This is a genomic window from Lentzea sp. NBRC 102530 (genome assembly GCF_030269365.1).
Taxonomy (GTDB): domain Bacteria; phylum Actinomycetota; class Actinomycetes; order Mycobacteriales; family Pseudonocardiaceae; genus Lentzea.
Map to the genome: position 1 here is coordinate 269,273 of NZ_BSTF01000010.1, position 14,915 is coordinate 284,187.

Annotated in this window: 15 protein-coding genes; 5 read left to right on the forward strand and 10 right to left on the reverse strand. The window is 70.9% G+C overall.

Translation table 11 applies throughout. From position 1 onward, the window contains the following. Window positions 1-69 precede the first annotated feature (69 nt). A complete protein-coding gene (locus QSK25_RS26805; protein WP_285642251.1) occupies window positions 70-1,371 on the forward strand; it encodes an FAD-dependent monooxygenase in 1,302 nt (433 codons plus the stop codon). Here QSK25_RS26805 and QSK25_RS26810 read toward each other — a convergent pair. Genes QSK25_RS26810 through QSK25_RS26820 form a run of 3 tightly spaced genes read right to left on the reverse strand, consistent with a single transcriptional unit; the run spans window position 1,291 to window position 5,440 of the window. Continuing rightward, a complete protein-coding gene (locus tag QSK25_RS26810) occupies window positions 1,291-4,080 on the reverse strand; it encodes an AfsR/SARP family transcriptional regulator (protein ID WP_285642253.1) in 2,790 nt (929 codons plus the stop codon). The two genes, QSK25_RS26805 and QSK25_RS26810, sit on opposite strands and share 81 nt — an antisense overlap. Next, on the reverse strand, window positions 4,080-4,712 hold the full coding sequence (locus QSK25_RS26815; RefSeq protein WP_285642254.1) for a hypothetical protein: 633 nt from the start codon (window positions 4,710-4,712) through the stop codon (window positions 4,080-4,082). The genes QSK25_RS26810 and QSK25_RS26815 overlap by 1 nt, the downstream gene beginning before the upstream one ends. Further along, window positions 4,709-5,440, reverse strand: a complete 732-nt coding sequence (locus tag QSK25_RS26820; protein WP_285642255.1) for an ATP-binding cassette domain-containing protein — start codon at window positions 5,438-5,440, stop codon at window positions 4,709-4,711. The genes QSK25_RS26815 and QSK25_RS26820 overlap by 4 nt, the downstream gene beginning before the upstream one ends. Between QSK25_RS26820 and QSK25_RS26825 the strand changes: the two genes are divergently transcribed. Next, on the forward strand, window positions 5,439-5,846 hold the full coding sequence (locus QSK25_RS26825) for a hypothetical protein (RefSeq protein WP_285642256.1): 408 nt from the start codon (window positions 5,439-5,441) through the stop codon (window positions 5,844-5,846). The genes QSK25_RS26820 and QSK25_RS26825 overlap by 2 nt on opposite strands. Here QSK25_RS26825 and QSK25_RS26830 read toward each other — a convergent pair whose 3' ends face one another. Then, complete coding sequence (locus tag QSK25_RS26830; RefSeq protein ID WP_285642258.1) at window positions 5,847-6,308, reverse strand: alpha/beta fold hydrolase; 462 nt, start codon at window positions 6,306-6,308, stop codon at window positions 5,847-5,849. Window positions 6,309-6,399: 91 nt separating this feature from the next. On the opposite strand from QSK25_RS26830, the gene QSK25_RS26835 reads away from it, so the two are divergent. The 3 genes from QSK25_RS26835 (at window position 6,400) to QSK25_RS26845 (ending at window position 10,430) form a co-directional block, all read left to right on the forward strand. Then, the gene (locus QSK25_RS26835; protein WP_285642260.1) at window positions 6,400-6,936 is read left to right on the forward strand and encodes a cupin domain-containing protein; all 537 of its coding nucleotides are present in this window, start codon (window positions 6,400-6,402) and stop codon (window positions 6,934-6,936) included. Between the two features lie 132 nt (window positions 6,937-7,068). Next, on the forward strand, window positions 7,069-9,885 hold the full coding sequence (locus tag QSK25_RS26840; protein ID WP_285642263.1) for an aconitate hydratase: 2,817 nt from the start codon (window positions 7,069-7,071) through the stop codon (window positions 9,883-9,885). Window positions 9,886-10,004: 119 nt separating this feature from the next. Then, complete coding sequence (locus QSK25_RS26845; protein ID WP_285642264.1) at window positions 10,005-10,430, forward strand: DUF1761 domain-containing protein; 426 nt, start codon at window positions 10,005-10,007, stop codon at window positions 10,428-10,430. On the opposite strand, the gene QSK25_RS26850 is transcribed toward QSK25_RS26845, so the two are convergent. Genes QSK25_RS26850 through rpe form a run of 6 tightly spaced genes read right to left on the reverse strand, consistent with a single transcriptional unit; the run spans window position 10,427 to window position 14,903 of the window. Next, on the reverse strand, window positions 10,427-10,858 hold the full coding sequence (locus tag QSK25_RS26850) for a PH domain-containing protein (RefSeq protein ID WP_285642269.1): 432 nt from the start codon (window positions 10,856-10,858) through the stop codon (window positions 10,427-10,429). The two genes, QSK25_RS26845 and QSK25_RS26850, sit on opposite strands and share 4 nt — an antisense overlap. Further along, window positions 10,858-11,355: a 6,7-dimethyl-8-ribityllumazine synthase gene (ribH, locus tag QSK25_RS26855; protein ID WP_285642271.1), complete on the reverse strand. Its 498-nt coding sequence runs from the start codon at window positions 11,353-11,355 to the stop codon at window positions 10,858-10,860. The genes QSK25_RS26850 and ribH overlap by 1 nt, the downstream gene beginning before the upstream one ends. Beyond that, the gene (locus QSK25_RS26860; RefSeq protein ID WP_285642273.1) at window positions 11,352-12,614 is read right to left on the reverse strand and encodes a bifunctional 3,4-dihydroxy-2-butanone-4-phosphate synthase/GTP cyclohydrolase II; all 1,263 of its coding nucleotides are present in this window, start codon (window positions 12,612-12,614) and stop codon (window positions 11,352-11,354) included. The genes ribH and QSK25_RS26860 overlap by 4 nt, the downstream gene beginning before the upstream one ends. Next, the gene (locus QSK25_RS26865; protein ID WP_285642274.1) at window positions 12,611-13,231 is read right to left on the reverse strand and encodes a riboflavin synthase; all 621 of its coding nucleotides are present in this window, start codon (window positions 13,229-13,231) and stop codon (window positions 12,611-12,613) included. Before QSK25_RS26865 ends, QSK25_RS26860 begins: the two co-directional genes overlap by 4 nt. 8 nt (window positions 13,232-13,239) lie before the next feature. Then, on the reverse strand, window positions 13,240-14,223 hold the full coding sequence (gene ribD / locus QSK25_RS26870; protein ID WP_285642410.1) for a bifunctional diaminohydroxyphosphoribosylaminopyrimidine deaminase/5-amino-6-(5-phosphoribosylamino)uracil reductase RibD: 984 nt from the start codon (window positions 14,221-14,223) through the stop codon (window positions 13,240-13,242). Between the two features lie 14 nt (window positions 14,224-14,237). Then, a complete protein-coding gene (gene rpe / locus QSK25_RS26875) occupies window positions 14,238-14,903 on the reverse strand; it encodes a ribulose-phosphate 3-epimerase (RefSeq protein ID WP_285642275.1) in 666 nt (221 codons plus the stop codon). Window positions 14,904-14,915 lie beyond the last annotated feature (12 nt).

A 14,915-nucleotide genomic window follows, 5' to 3' on the forward strand; every position in this document is an offset into this window, starting at 1 on the left:
CCAGGGCCCTGTCACCCGCAACAGCGCGGTGACAGGGCCCTGGCAGTTCCTGGGCGGAGTGTTGCCGCCATGGACACACAGGTTCTGATCATCGGTGCCGGCGCGACCGGCCTGACCCTCGCCCTCGACCTCTCCCGCCGCGGTGTCCCGTTCCGCATCGTCGACGCCGCCCCCGCGCCGTTCGCCGGCTCCCGCGGCAAGGGCCTCCAGCCGCGCAGCATGGAGGTCTTCCACGACCTGGGCGTGATCGAGCAGGTGCTGGCCTCTGGCCGGTTCCACATGAAGATGCGCGCCTACCGCGGCACCGAGGTCGTGCGCGAGTGGGACGTGCACGAGGGCCGCGAACCCACCGCCGACCGGCCGTACGCCGCCACGATGCTGATCCCCCAGTTCCGGGTCGAGCAGATCCTCCGCGAGGCGCTCCCCCGGGCCGTCGAGTACGGCACGCCGCTGACGTCGTTCAGCCAGGACGAACACGGCGTGACGGCGGTGGTCGGCGGCGAGACCGTGCGCGCCCGCTACCTCGTCGGCTGCGACGGCGGGAAGTCGTTCGTGCGCAAGGAACTCGGCGTCTCGTTCATCGGTGAGACCCACGAGGACATGCGGATGCTCGTCGGCGACGTCCGCGTCTCCGGCCTCGACCGCGACCACTGGCACCAGTGGGGCGGCCGCGCCGACCAGTGGCTCGCACTCTGCCCGTTGCCCGGCACCGACCTCTTCCAGTTCCAGGCGACCGGTGACGGCGACCCGTCGGCGGAGCTCTACCGGGAGATCATCCGCGAACGCACCGGCCGCGACGACCTGGTGCTGCGCGACGTGACGTGGATGTCGTTGTTCCGCACCAACATCCGCATGGTCGACCGGTTCCGCGTCGGCCGGGTCTTCCTCGCGGGCGACTCCGCGCACGTGCACTCCCCCGCCGGCGCGCAGGGCATGAACACGGGCATCCAGGACGCCTACAACCTCGGCTGGAAGCTCGGCATGGAAACCCTGCTCGACACCTACGAGTCCGAACGCAAGCCCGTCGCCGAGTGGCTGCTGGGCATGACGACCGCGATCGCCATGTCCGGCGACCCGTTCCAGCGCCGGGGCGACGAGACCCTGCAACTGTCCCTGTCCTACCGCACCACCGACGGCCCCGGCCTGCAGCCGGGTGACCGCATGCCCGACGGCGTCACTCCCGAGGGTCGTGTCTTCGACCTGCTGCGCGGCCCGGACTTCGTGACGCTCGACCTGCCCGACGGTCCGGTCCTCGTCCGCCCCGACGGCTACGTCGCCGCCGTCGGCAGGTCAGCGATCGACGCCTACTTCGGCGCGAACCCGGTCACGCAACTGCACCACCGCCGGGTCGCTGCTGGGAGCGCCGCGTAGCCGTTCCGCGTCGTCCAGGGCGTTGCCCGCGCTGACGGGATCGCCCTGGGCGAGCAGCCAGTCCGCGTACGACTCCAGCACGCCGGCCCGCGCCGGACCGTCCGAGCTCAGCCCGGCGGTGTCGAGCGCCTGCCGGTGGTGCGCGCCCGCCTCGTGCAGGTTCCCGAGGCGGGTGAGCGCGAGTCCGAGTCCGGCGTGGACGGCCGCCCGGAACTGGTTGGCCTGCGAGTCCGTCGTCACGTCCAAAGCCTTGCGGTACAACGCGACGGCGTCCTCGTAGTCACCCCGGAAGAACGCCGCCTCGCCGTACGCCTGGTCGATGCGCGCACGATCCAGCACCGTCACCGAAGCCGCGGCCGACGCGAGATCCCGACCGGCGCCCGCGAGGTCCCCCACCCTGAGCTTCAGCCGGGCCATCTGCACCAGCACCGGCATCGGGACCAGCACGCTCTCCGGTTCCCCGAGCTCGGCCACGACGTCCTTCGCCTCCGACGCCGCCGCCAGCCCTTCCGCGAACGCACCCCGGTTGACCAGCACCATCACCAGGCAGGACAACCCGAATACCACGGCCCACCGGTCTCCCACGGCCCGGAACCGCACCAGGGCCTCCCGGTACGCGGCCTCGGCCAGGGGCGCCGCCCCCTCGCTGAACTCCCCGGCCACCACCCCGCGCACCAACGCCGCGAACGCGCGCATCCACTCGTCCGCCGACCGCTCCAGCCGATCGGCGAGCGACGTGAGCCGCTCCCCCAGCGCCGGCGCACCCCACACCTGACCGCTGGTCAGCACCAGCGCGCACAACGCCGTGGGCTCGGCCTCCTCCCACAACCGCTCGGCGGCGGCGACCACCCCGGGCGTCCCGAGCAGGGCCAACGCCTCCGACAGCGGATCCCCCGGCAACGCCGGCGCCCACCGCCGGATCTCCTCGAACCGCTTGGTCATCACCAGCCAATGCCACACGCGCGCGGCCATCATCCGCCCCGCGTGCCCGGTGTCGTGCCCGATCGCCCACGCGAGCGCGGCGTCGAGGTTGGCCCGCTCCACGTCGAAGAACGCCAACGCCTGCAACTGCTCCCGCCCGCGCAGCAACGGCTCGTTCCGCTCGGCCAGCTCCACGTAGTACGCCGCGTGCGCGGCGGGATCGGCTCGCCCCTGCTCCAGTGCGTACTCGCGCACCGTCTCCAGCAGCCGGTACCGATCCCCGTTGCGCACCACCAGCGACTTCTCGACGAGCGCCGCCAGCAGGTCCTCGGTGTCCCAGAGGTCCTGATCTTGTCGGGCCCCCTGAGTACGTTGAAACGCAGGGGTTCCCGATTCGGGGGTACCCCTGCGCGAGCCTGCCCCGCACACGTCGTGCACCGCCTGGGCGGTCGCCCCGCCCACGAACACCGCGAGCCGCGCCAGCAACGCCCGCTCGGCGTCGTCCAGCAGCTCCCAGCTCCAGTCGATCACCGCTCTCAACGTCCGGTGCCGCGCCGGCCCCGTCCGCGCGCCGCGATCGAGCAACCGCAGCCGGCTGTCCACCCGCGACTCGAGTTGTGCCGCCGACAACGAGCGCGCCCGCGCCGCCGCCAGCTCCACCGCAAGCGGAATCCCGTCCAGGGCAGCACAAACCCGGCGCACGACCTCAGCGTCGAACGCCACCCCGACACGCGCCGAGAACAGCCGTACGGCGTGGTCGAGGTCCAGCGGCGCGACCGGGTGCACGACCTCGCCCGGGATGCCGAGCGGCTCCCGGGACGTCGCCAGCACGCGCACGCCCGGCGCCTCGGCCAGCAGCCGCACGCACAGGGCCGCGGCCGCGTCGACGACGTGCTCGCAGTTGTCCAGCACCACGAGCGACGACCCGAGGCGCGTGAACACCGGCGCCGCCAACGGGTTCGGACCGAGGGCGGCGTCCAGCGCCGCCAGAGGCTCGGCCGCCGAGTCCAGCTCGACGAACCACGCCTCCGCCGTCGTGGCGGCGTGCGTGAGCGCGAGACGGGTCTTGCCCACACCGCCGAACCCCGTGAGCGTCACCAACCTGTTGGCGCGCAACAGGTCCGCCAGCGCGGCCAGGTCCTCCTCGCGGCCCACGAACGACCCGACCTGGGCCGGCAGGTTGCCGCGCGACGCACGCTCGCGCAGCACCGCCAGGTGGGCGGCCGTCAGCGCCTCACCGGGGTCCACGCCCAGCTCGTCCGCGAGGGCCGTGCGGACGCGCGCGAACACCGCCAGCGCGTCCGACCGCCGTCCGGCGGCGTTCAGCGCCAGCATCAGCCTGGCCTGGACGTCCTCGCGCAACGGGTGCGCGGCCGCCAGCGCCTCCAGACCCGCCAGGTCGGCGCGCAGCAGAGCGAGGCGCACGGCCTCGTCCACCGCGAACGGGGCCTCCTCGAACGCCGCGCCCCGCCACAGCGCGGGGTCGCGCGTCCGCGAGAACTCCTCGACGTCCGTCGGCACCTCCAGCCGGTAGCCGGAGGCGTGCGACGACACCGCGGCGGCACCCACCGACCGGCGCAGCCGCGACACGAGCGACTGCACCGCGGCCGGGCCGTCGACCGGCGGCTCGTCCGGCCACAGGTCGGTGATCAGCCGGTCGACCGGCACGACGGAGCCGGGCTCCATCGCGAGCCGGATCAGCAACCAGCGCAACCGTTTGCCGCGCACCTCCACAGCGGCGCCTTCGGCGGACACCACCTGGAGCGGCCCGAGCACGTTGACCCTCATCAGGCCCGCCGTGCCCCGACCACCACCGCGGCCGCCACGAGCGCCACGCCGACCGCCGCCGTCCCCAGCAAGGACGGCGACACGCGGTTGTGGCCCAGCGCGTCCAGCACCCAGCCGAGTGGGGTGGCCCGCCCGAGCGGATAGGTCAGCACCACCACCGAGAACACCGCCAGCACGGTGCGCCCGATGGAGTCGAGAACGGGGCGGGCGAACAGCAGGCCCACACCGACGCCCAGCAACGCCACTCCAGTATGCGCGGCGAGTCCGACAAAGAATTCGCCCGCCGTGTACGGGTGCGGGTTCGTCAGCACCGGCCACACCGCCGCGAGCAACGCCAGCACCAGGCAGATCAGCACCGCCACCAGCGCCGCAGCTGCCAGCACCCGCGGCCAGCCCCCGGCGGACACGACCGTGATCTCCCGCCGCACCACGTCCTCGGACGTCGCCACCACCACGGCCATCCACGCCGCGATCGGGTACAGCAACGCCGACGACCCCGAGTACGCCTCCAGCGGCTGCCCGGCGTCCGACGAGAACAACATCCCCATCACGCCGAGGAACACCAGCAGCGGCGCCAGATACCGTTGCCCGCGAAAGACGTCCGCCGCGAGGTACCGGACGAGGGCGATCACCGCACGCTCCGCACCGAGCACCCGAGCCGCAGCGCCTCCGCCAGCACCTGATCACTGCGGTCCGGCGCCACGACCACCCGCACCGACGCCCCGACGGTCTGCACCGACCGCACGCCTTCCAACGCCTCCAGCACGTCCAGAGCCGACACGCGGCTCAGGTCGATCGTCACGTGCCCACCGGCGAGGTCCACGCGCGTCGCCGACGCGAGGTGGCCTTCGTGGTCGGACACGAGCGCGGTCCGTCCCTCCAGCAGGGACACCAGCTCCGCCGCGGCCACCGGGTCGAGTCCGGTCCACGGCTCGTCCAGCACCAGCACGTCCGTCGCCAGGAAAGCCTGTGCCAGAGCCACTTTCTGCGCGTTGCCCTTGGACAGCTCGGCCATCGGCGCCGTCAGCGAACCGACGAACCCCAGGCGTTCCAACACGTCCGACGCGGCAGCGCGCCGCACCCGTCCCATGTGCGCCAGATACGACGAAGCGGACATCTTGACGTCAGAGGGAAAGCGCTCGGGCACGTAGCCGATCGAGGCGGGCCGCGTGACCCGGCCCGAGGTCGGCGTCAGCACCCCGGCGGCGATCTTGAGCAACGTCGACTTCCCGGTGCCGTTGGCCCCGGTCAGGACCGTCAGCCCGGACACCTCCAGGGTGAGGTCGCGCAGCACCCAGGGCCCGCGCCCGTACCGCTTGGAAACCTGATCGAGGTGCACCACGCCAAGATAACCACCCATGACGCACCTTCCGCTCGCTTTGGCGTGCATCTGGCTGGGCATGGTCGTGGCCATCTCGATCGAGGCGCCGCTGAAGTTCCGCGCGCCCGGCATCACCCTGCCGCTGGGTCTCGGCATCGGCAGGCTGGTGTTCCGCGCCCTGAACGCGTCCGAGATCGTGCTGGCGGCGGCCACGGCGGTCACGTTCGCCCTGGCCCCGCGCCCACGAACGGCGACGATCATGCTCGTCGCGCTGGCCGTGACTCTCGCGGTCCAGGTCGCGGTCATCCGCCCGCGCCTGGAAGCCAGAGCCGCGGTGATCATCGCGGGCGGGACACCGCCGAAGAGCAGCACGCACCTCGTCTACATCGCACTCGAAGGCGTGAAGGTGCTGGTGCTGGTCGCGTTCGCGGTCATCCTGCTGTGATCAGGTCCGCCGGCTCGGCGGGCCGCGACAGGAACGACGAGTGCGAACCGGGCAGTTCCACCGCACCCGCGCACGGAGCCGTTGCGCGAACAGCGGCGGGAAGATCACGTCCTCCGCGCACACGATCGACGTGGTGGGCACGGTCTGCCAGGCCGCCGCCGTCACCGGTTCCTCGAACGGCCTCGCGCTCTGCGGCCGCAACCCCGCGGCCTGCCCCGCCCCGCCGATCGGCACCCCGGCGTACGAGTGCGCGAGCACCGTGACCGGTCCGCTCAGCGCGGCGATCGCCTCCCGCACCACCTCGGCGTCCTCGCGCACCCCCGCGCCGGGCGATCCCGACGCGCTCGGCAGGTCGACCACCGACGGCGTCCAGCCCCGTGCCACCAGCTCGGGCACGAGCAGGTCCCAGCACCACGACCCGTGCCAGACACCGTGCACGAGCAGCAGGTTCCCGCAATCCATCGATCTCTCCCCCGTCCGGTTGGCGCTACGCCGGCCAGGCAAGATCAACGGCCACCGTCGTCAGAAGTCCGCAGTCGTGTCGGGAGAGTCCGTGCTCGAACAGGGCCTGGCGGAGCTGAGCGTGAACTGGGCCGTCGCGACGCCGCTGCACGCCGGCGGGCGGTGGGCGCTGCACTTCGCCGGTCGCCTGGACCTGCGGGGCGAGGTGGTCGTCCGGGGTCGTGCGCACATCACCGCGGCCGGCCGGGGCTTCTGGGCGGAGCAGGGCGACTGCTACGTCATCGTCGGGCGACGGCCGTACCGGATCGCGAGCGATCCGGACACGTCGTCGGTGTTCGCCGCGCCCTACCACGAGGACGAGCACGGCACCCCGCGTGACGAGGCGCGGGTCGGCGAAGGCGACGGCACGACGTTGCTCGGCGCGGGTTTCACCAGCGAACCCGAGACCGCCCGCCTGCTCGAGGTGCTGCCTCCGGTGATCCACGTCCGCGCCGGCGGCGATGTCGCGCTCCGCGTTCTTCGCGCGGTTCCGGAAGACCACCGGCCTGACCCCGCTCGACTACCTGTACCGCCTGCGCACGGGGCGCTCGCCCAGTCACTACAGGGTCACCACAGGCAAGTGACTTAGGGCAACCTGAGTTGAACAGGCTTACAGGACAAGCGTACTGTTTGGGGTCGAGGGGCAGCCGTCGACCGCTTGAGGAAGACTCTGACCCATCCCGAACTGACCACCGCGCTGTCACCAGTTATGGAGTTGCACGTGACTGCACCAGCTAGCAAGGACAGCTTCGGCGCCCGCGGCACGCTCAACGTCGGCGACGCCTCGTACGAGGTGTTCCGGCTGAGCGCCGTGGAGGGCGCCGAGCGTCTTCCGTTCAGCCTGAAGATCCTGCTGGAGAACCTGCTGCGGACCGAGGACGGCGCGAACATCACCGCCGACCACGTGCGCGCTCTCGCCAACTGGGACCCGGCCGCCGAGCCGAACACCGAGATCCAGTTCACGCCGGCCCGCGTCGTGATGCAGGACTTCACCGGTGTCCCCTGCGTCGTCGACCTCGCCACCATGCGCGAGGCCGTCACCCAGCTCGGCGGCGACGCCGAGAAGGTCAACCCGCTCGCGCCCGCCGAGCTCGTGATCGACCACTCGGTCATCGCCGACATCTTCGGCCGCCCGGACGCGTTCGAGCTGAACGTCGACCTGGAGTACGAGCGCAACCGCGAGCGCTACCAGTTCCTGCGCTGGGGCCAGACCGCGTTCGACGAGTTCAAGGTCGTCCCGCCCGGCACCGGCATCGTGCACCAGGTCAACATCGAGCACCTCGCCCGCGTCGTCATGGTCCGCAACGGCCAGGCGTACCCGGACACCCTGGTCGGCACCGACTCGCACACCACGATGGTCAACGGCATCGGCGTGCTGGGCTGGGGCGTCGGCGGCATCGAGGCCGAGGCCGCGATGCTCGGCCAGCCGGTCTCCATGCTGATCCCGCGCGTCGTCGGCTTCAAGCTCTCCGGTGAGCTGCCCCCCGGCGCCACCGCGACCGACCTCGTGCTCACGATCACCGAGATGCTGCGCAAGCAGGGCGTCGTCGGCAAGTTCGTCGAGTTCTACGGCGAGGGCGTCGGCGCCGTGCCGCTCGCGAACCGCGCCACCATCGGCAACATGTCGCCGGAGTTCGGCTCCACGGTCGGCATCTTCCCGATCGACGGCGAGACCATCGACTACCTGCGCCTGACCGGCCGTTCCGAGGAGCAGATCGCGCTCGTCGAGGCCTACGCCAAGGAGCAGGGCCTCTGGCACGACCCGTCCAACGAGCCGGTGTTCTCCGAGACGCTGGAGCTCGACCTGGCGACGGTCGTCCCGTCCATCGCCGGCCCGAAGCGCCCGCAGGACCGCATCGAGCTGACCTCCGCCAAGGAGGCGTTCCGCCAGGCCCTGGGCGCCTACGTCGCGCACGCCGACTCCCCCGCGCTGTCCGGCGTGGACGAGGCCGTCGACGAGACGTTCCCCGCCAGCGACCCGGTCGCCGTGCACGAGGGCGAGAACGGTTCCGGCGCCCCGAAGGTGTTCCAGACCGCAGCCGAGGGCTCCACCGGCCGCGTCTCGAACCCCGTCAAGGTCACCGTCGACGGCAACGAGTTCGAGCTGGACCACGGCGCCGTCGCGATCGCCGCGATCACGTCGTGCACCAACACCTCGAACCCGTCCGTGATGCTCGGCGCGGCCCTGCTCGCGAAGAAGGCCGTCGAGCGCGGCCTCGAGCGCAAGCCGTGGGTCAAGACGACCCTGGCGCCGGGCTCGAAGGTCGTCATGGACTACTACGAGCGCGCCGGCCTCATGCCGTACCTGGAGAAGCTCGGCTTCCACCTGGTCGGCTACGGCTGCACCACCTGCATCGGCAACTCGGGCCCGTTGCAGGAGGAGATCTCGGCGGGCGTGCAGGAAGGCGACCTCGCGGTCGTCTCGGTGCTGTCCGGCAACCGCAACTTCGAGGGCCGGATCAACCCGGACATCAAGATGAACTACCTCGCGTCGCCGCCGCTCGTCGTGGCGTACGCGCTGGCCGGTTCGATGGACAAGGACATCACCACCGAGCCGCTCGGCACCGACACCGACGGCAAGCCGGTGTACCTCTCCGAGATCTGGCCGTCGCCGGCCGAGATCGCCGAGGTCATCTCGACCTCGATCTCCGCGGAGGGCTTCACCAAGGGCTACACGAACGTGTTCTCCGGTGACGAGCGCTGGCAGTCGCTGCCCACGCCGACCGGCAACACGTTCGAGTGGGACACCGAGTCCACCTACGTGCGCAAGCCCCCGTACTTCGAGGGCATGGAGATGGAGCCGAAGCCGGTCACCGACATCTCGGGCGCTCGCGTGCTCGCGCTGCTGGGCGACTCGGTCACCACGGACCACATCTCCCCCGCCGGTTCGATCAAGGCCGACTCGCCCGCGGGCAAGTACCTGACCGAGCACGGCGTGGAGCGCAAGGACTTCAACTCCTACGGCTCCCGTCGCGGCAACCACGAGGTGATGATCCGCGGCACGTTCGCGAACATCCGCCTGCGCAACCTGCTGCTCGACGACGTCCAGGGCGGCTTCACCCGCGACTTCCTGGCCGAGGGCGCCCCGCAGACCACCATCTACGACGCCTCGGTGTCGTACGCGGAGGCCGGCGTTCCCCTGGTCGTGCTGGCGGGCAAGGAGTACGGCTCCGGTTCGTCGCGCGACTGGGCGGCCAAGGGCACCTCGCTGCTCGGCGTCCGCGCCGTCATCGCCGAGTCCTACGAGCGCATCCACCGCTCGAACCTGATCGGCATGGGCGTTCTCCCGCTGCAGTTCCCGGCGGGCGACAACGCGTCGTCGCTGGGCCTCGACGGCACCGAGACGTTCGACTTCAGCGGCGTCACGGAGCTCAACAACGGCACCACGCCGTCGACCGTGCACGTCGTCGCCACGAAGGCGGACGGCTCGAAGGTGGAGTTCGACGCGGTCGTCCGCATCGACACCCCCGGTGAGGCCGACTACTACCGCAACGGCGGCATCATGCAGTACGTGCTGCGCAAGATGGTCCGCAGCTAGATGTCAGTGTGAAAGGGCCGCTCACCGATAGGTGGGCGGCCCTTTCGCCGTCTATGCGTTCGTAACGGTCCACGTTCGCCCCGCGATGCCAAGACACCCTGATCATCGCGGGAGATTCCATGAACTTGAGCGTGCTCGGCGACCTGAACTGGTCAGCCGTGGTCGTGGCCACGATCGCCTACTTCGGGCTGGGCGTGGTCTGGTACGCGGAGTACGCCTTCGGCAGGGCCTACCAGCGCGCGTCCGGCCAGGACCTGAGCCCTCCGGAGAAGCGGAGCGCGGCCGCCGTCGCCGTCCCGCTGTTCACGTGCTTCGTCATCACCCTCGCCACCGCGATGATCGGGCACGCCTCCAGCACCGACACCATCATGGAAGGCATCCTGCTCGGCCTCGTCGTCGGCATCGGCGTCGCGGTGCCCGTCAGGATGGTGACGGGCAGCTACGACATGACGAAGCCCGCCCCGATGACGTTCGCGGCCATCGGAGCGGGCTACCACATCGTCGGACTCACGCTCGCGGGCGCGATCCTCGGTCAGTGGGTCTAGATCCGCGCAGCCTTGTGCAGTTCCCGCAACGCGCGCACGGACGACACCGCGTACTCGCGGTCCGTCGCCTGCACGGCCATGATGGAGACGTATTCGTCGTCGGGCAGTTCCAACCGGGCCCACGCGGCGCCGTCCGGGAAACTGACCGACAGCACGTCGTTCCAGTCGTAGTGGTGGGACGTCACGACGTTGCGCACGTCCACACCCGACTCATCGGCCGTGACGCGCGGACGCGTCAGCAGCAGCACACCGCCCGCCAGCAGGAAACCGAGCACGATCATCGCGACCTGGTCGGAGGTACGGAAGATCACGCCGGTCGGGGTGTCGCCGAGCAGGATGCCCACCACCGTGAACACGGCGACGAGGCCGATCGCGCACGCCCACGCGACGCGGCGGATCTTCTTGGGGCGCAACACGATCGCCGTCATCATTCGAATCCCTGCTCGGTCCACGGCTGACGCAGGCCGCGCAACACCAGTGCGGTGTCGATCGCGGCGACGGTCGCCTCGTATCCCTTGTCCTCCACCGAGTCCGGCAGCCCGGCGCGGGCCAGCGCCTGCTCCTCGGTGTTCGTCGTCAGCACGCCGTTGCCGACCGGCGTCGACTCGTCGAGCGCGACGCGGGTGAGCCCGTCGGTCACCGAGTCGCACACGTACTCGAAGTGCGGGGTGCCACCGCGGATGACCACGCCCAGCGCGACCACCGCGTCGTGGTGGCGCGCGAGTTCCTGCACCACCACGGGGAGTTCGATCGCGCCCGCGACGCGCACGACCGTGGTGTCGACGCAGCCGGCGTCTTCAGCGGCCTGCAGGGCACGCGAGACGAGCTGGTCGGTGATCTTGGTGTGCCAGCGCGTCGCCGCGATGGCGACGCTCAGGCCCTTGCCGTCGAGCTTCGTCTGCTCTGGACGGCCCTCGCCGCTCATTCCTGGTCCTCCGTAGCGGAAACAACGGTCTCGTACTGTTCCAGCTGGCTCAGTTCGTGACCCATCCGGTCGCGCTTGGTGCGCAGGTACCGCAGGTTCTCCGGGTTCGGGGAGATCGGCAGCGGCACCCTGTCGAGCACGCGAAGACCGTATCCGGCCTCCAGTCCGACGCGCTTGGCCGGGTTGTTCGTCAGCAGCCGCATGGACTTGATGCCGAGCTCCACGAGGATCTGCGCGCCCGTGCCGTAGTCGCGCGCGTCGGCGGGCAGACCCTGCTGGAGGTTCGCGTCCACGGTGTCGGCGCCCTGGTCCTGCAACTGGTACGCCTGCAGCTTGTGCATCAGGCCGATGCCACGACCCTCGTGGCCGCGCATGTACAGCACGACGCCACGGCCTTGTGCCGCAACGGCTTCCAGCGCCGCGTCGAGCTGCGGGCCGCAGTCGCAGCGCAACGAGCCGAGCACGTCGCCGGTGAGGCACTCGGAGTGCACGCGCACCAGCACGTCCTCGCCGTCACCGATCTCGCCGTAGACCATCGCGACGTGCTCGATGCCGTCGAGCAGGCTGTCGTAGCCGAACGCGGTGAACACGCCGTGCGCGGTCGGGATGCGGGCCTCGGCGGCGCGCACGACCTGGGTCTCGACCCGGCGGCGGTACGCGATGAGGTCCGCGATCGTGATCAGCGCGAGGTCGTGGTCCGCGGCGAAGACCTCCAGCTCCTCGCGGCGGGCCATGTCGCCCTCGTCCTTCTGCGACACGATCTCGCAGAGGACACCGGCGGGTGAGAGACCGGCGAGGCGCGACAGGTCGACGGCCGCCTCGGTGTGACCGGGACGGCGCAGCACACCCCCCGCCTTGGCACGCAACGGCACGACGTGGCCGGGCCGGTTGAAGTCGGTCGCCTTCGACGTCGGATCGGCGAGCAACCGGATGGTGCGGGCGCGGTCGGCGGCCGAGATGCCCGTGCTGACGCCCTCGCGCGCGTCGACCGTGACGGTGTACGCGGTGCCGCGCGCGTCCTGGTTCGTGTGGAACATCGGCGGCAGGTCGAGGCGGTCGCAGTCGTCCTCGGTCAGCGGCACGCAGATGTACCCGGACGTGTACCTGACCATGAACGCGAGCAGCTCCGGCGTCGCCTTCTCCGCAGCGAAGATCAGGTCGCCCTCGTTCTCACGGTCCTCGTCGTCGACGACGACGACGGGCCTGCCGGCGGCGATGTCCCTGATCGCCCGCTCGATCTCAGTGAAGTCGTTGCTCACTGGGCCTCCTCGCCCGCGATGGCCCGCAGGTGCGGGACGGCCAGTCGTTCGACGTACTTCGCCAGCACGTCGACTTCCAGGTTCACCAGGTCGCCGGGCAGCCGGTGCCCGAGCGTGGTGAGTTCGAGCGTCGTCGGGATGAGGCTCACGGTGAACTGGTCCTCGGAGACGGTCACGACCGTCAGCGAGACCCCGTCGACCGTGATCGAGCCCTTTTCGACGACGTAGCGGGCGAGGCCCGGCGGGAGTCCGATGTGGACGATCTCCCAGTGCTCCGCCTTCTCGCGCGCGAGAATCGTGCCCGTCCCGTCCACGTGCCCCTGCACGATGTGCCCGCCGAGGCGCTGGCCGACCGCGGCTGCGCGCTCCAGGTTGACCCGGTCGCCCGCGGCGACCTTGGCGAGGCTGCTGCGGGTGAGGGTCTCGCGCATCACGTCCGCGGTGAAGGCGCCGTCCTCGACCTCCACGACGGTGAGGCACACGCCGCTCACCGCGATGGAGTCGCCGTGCTTCGCGTCGCTGGTCACGATCGGCCCGGTGATGCGGATCCGTGCCGCGTCGGGCAGGTCCTCAATCGCCTCGACGTGGCCGAGTTCCTCGACGATCCCGGTGAACACCGCTCCTCCTAAGGTTGCGGAACCGCGCTGATCCGCAAGTCCGGTCCGCTCATGGTGACGTCTTCCACGGTCAACCTCACAGCCTCCGTGATGGTCGACACGCCCGCACCCAGCACCGCCGCGGGACCGTCCCCGAGCAGCGCCGGCGCGACGTAGGCGAGCACGCGGTCGATCCTGCCCGCGCGCAGGAACGCGCCCGCCAGGGTCGGACCGCCCTCCAGCAGCACGTCGACCACTCCCCGTTCGGCCAACGCCGTCAGCACGGTGTCCGGGTCGTGCGTGCGCAGGTGTAGCGCGGTCTGCTGGAGCTTCGCTCCACCCGGCAGGTCGCTCATGCCCACGACCACCGGCAACGGCTGGCGGGCCAACGGCATTCCGCCGGCGTCCCTGGCGGTCAGCGCGGGGTCGTCCGTCCTGACCGTGGTGGTGCCGACCATGATCGCGTCGAGCTTCGCGCGCAGGTCGTGGACCTCCTTGCGGGAGGTCTCCGAGCTGATCCACTGACTGGTGCCGTCGCTGGCCGCGATCCGGCCGTCGAGCGACGCCGCGTACTTCCACGTGACGTGCGGGCGGCCCGTGCGCGCGTAGTGCAGCCACGCCCTGAGGGGCCCCTTGGCGACGTCGTCCGCTCCGAGGCCGCTTTCGACCGTGATTCCGGCGTCTTCCAGGACCTTCGCACCGCCCGCGGCCCTCGGGTTCGGGTCGCTGATGGCGTGGATGACGTGCTTGATGCCCGCTTCTCGCAACGCTTCGGTGCACGGCGGCGTACGGCCGTAGTGCGCGCACGGCTCAAGGGTGACCACGGCGGTGCCGCCCCGTGCCTTCGTGCCCGCTTCTTTGAGCGCCATGACCTCGGCGTGCGGGCCGCCGACGGGCTGGGTGGCGCCGAATCCGACGGCCTCGCCGTCCTCGTCGAGGATCACGCAGCCGACCGGCGGGTTGGGGCTGGTGGAGCCCCGTACCCGTTCGCTCTCGGCGATGGCGAGCGCCATCGCGTCCTCGGGCGTCACGGTGTCCTGGTTCCCCGGCCACCGGCTGCCTGGGCCCGCAACGCCTCGATGGCCTTGCCGGGGTCGGCCGAGTCGTAGACCGCGGAGCCCGCGACGAAGCAGTCGACGCCCGCCTCCGCGGCCTGTTCGATCGTGTCGGCGTTGATGCCGCCGTCGATCTCGACCAGCAGCTTCAGGTGGCCGGTGTCGACGAGGTGGCGGGCCTGGCGGACCTTGTCCAGCACGTCCGCCATGAAGCTCTGGCCACCGAAACCGGGCTCGACCGACATGACCAGCAACGTGTCGTAGTGCTTCAGCACCTCGACGTACGGCTCCAGCGGCGTGCCCGGCTTGATGCTCAGGCCCGCCTTGCTGCCCGCGGCCTGCAGGTTCTTGGCGAGCGCGATCGGGTCGTTCGCCGCCTCGACGTGCACGGTCACGTTGTACGCGCCCGCCTCCGCGTAGCCGATGGCCCAGCGGTCGGGGTCCTCGATCATCAGGTGGCAGTCGATCGGGATGTCGGTGACCTTGAGCAGCGACTTCACCACCGGCAGGCCGAGCGTCAGGTTCGGCACGAAGTGGTTGTCCATCACGTCGACGTGGATCCAGTCCGACGTGGGCACCGCGGCGAGCTCGTCGGCGAGGCGCGCGAAGTCGGCGGACAGGATGCTGGGAGCGATCATCGGCGTGTGGAC

What these genes read in the sequence shown, in the direction of transcription:
- QSK25_RS26805 (WP_285642251.1), top strand. Translation starts at nt 70, where the DNA reads ATGGACACACAGGTTCTGATCATCGGTGCCGGCGCGACCGGCCTGACC.
- QSK25_RS26810 (WP_285642253.1), bottom strand. Translation starts at nt 4,080, where the DNA reads ATGAGGGTCAACGTGCTCGGGCCGCTCCAGGTGGTGTCCGCCGAAGGC.
- QSK25_RS26825 (WP_285642256.1), top strand. Translation starts at nt 5,439, where the DNA reads ATGACGCACCTTCCGCTCGCTTTGGCGTGCATCTGGCTGGGCATGGTC.
- QSK25_RS26820 (WP_285642255.1), bottom strand. Translation starts at nt 5,440, where the DNA reads ATGGGTGGTTATCTTGGCGTGGTGCACCTCGATCAGGTTTCCAAGCGG.
- QSK25_RS26830 (WP_285642258.1), bottom strand. Translation starts at nt 6,308, where the DNA reads ATGGATTGCGGGAACCTGCTGCTCGTGCACGGTGTCTGGCACGGGTCG.
- QSK25_RS26845 (WP_285642264.1), top strand. Translation starts at nt 10,005, where the DNA reads ATGAACTTGAGCGTGCTCGGCGACCTGAACTGGTCAGCCGTGGTCGTG.
- QSK25_RS26850 (WP_285642269.1), bottom strand. Translation starts at nt 10,858, where the DNA reads ATGACGGCGATCGTGTTGCGCCCCAAGAAGATCCGCCGCGTCGCGTGG.
- ribH (WP_285642271.1), bottom strand. Translation starts at nt 11,355, where the DNA reads ATGAGCGGCGAGGGCCGTCCAGAGCAGACGAAGCTCGACGGCAAGGGC.
- ribD (WP_285642410.1), bottom strand. Translation starts at nt 14,223, where the DNA reads ATGGCGCTCGCCATCGCCGAGAGCGAACGGGTACGGGGCTCCACCAGC.
- rpe (WP_285642275.1), bottom strand. Translation starts at nt 14,903, where the DNA reads ATGATCGCTCCCAGCATCCTGTCCGCCGACTTCGCGCGCCTCGCCGAC.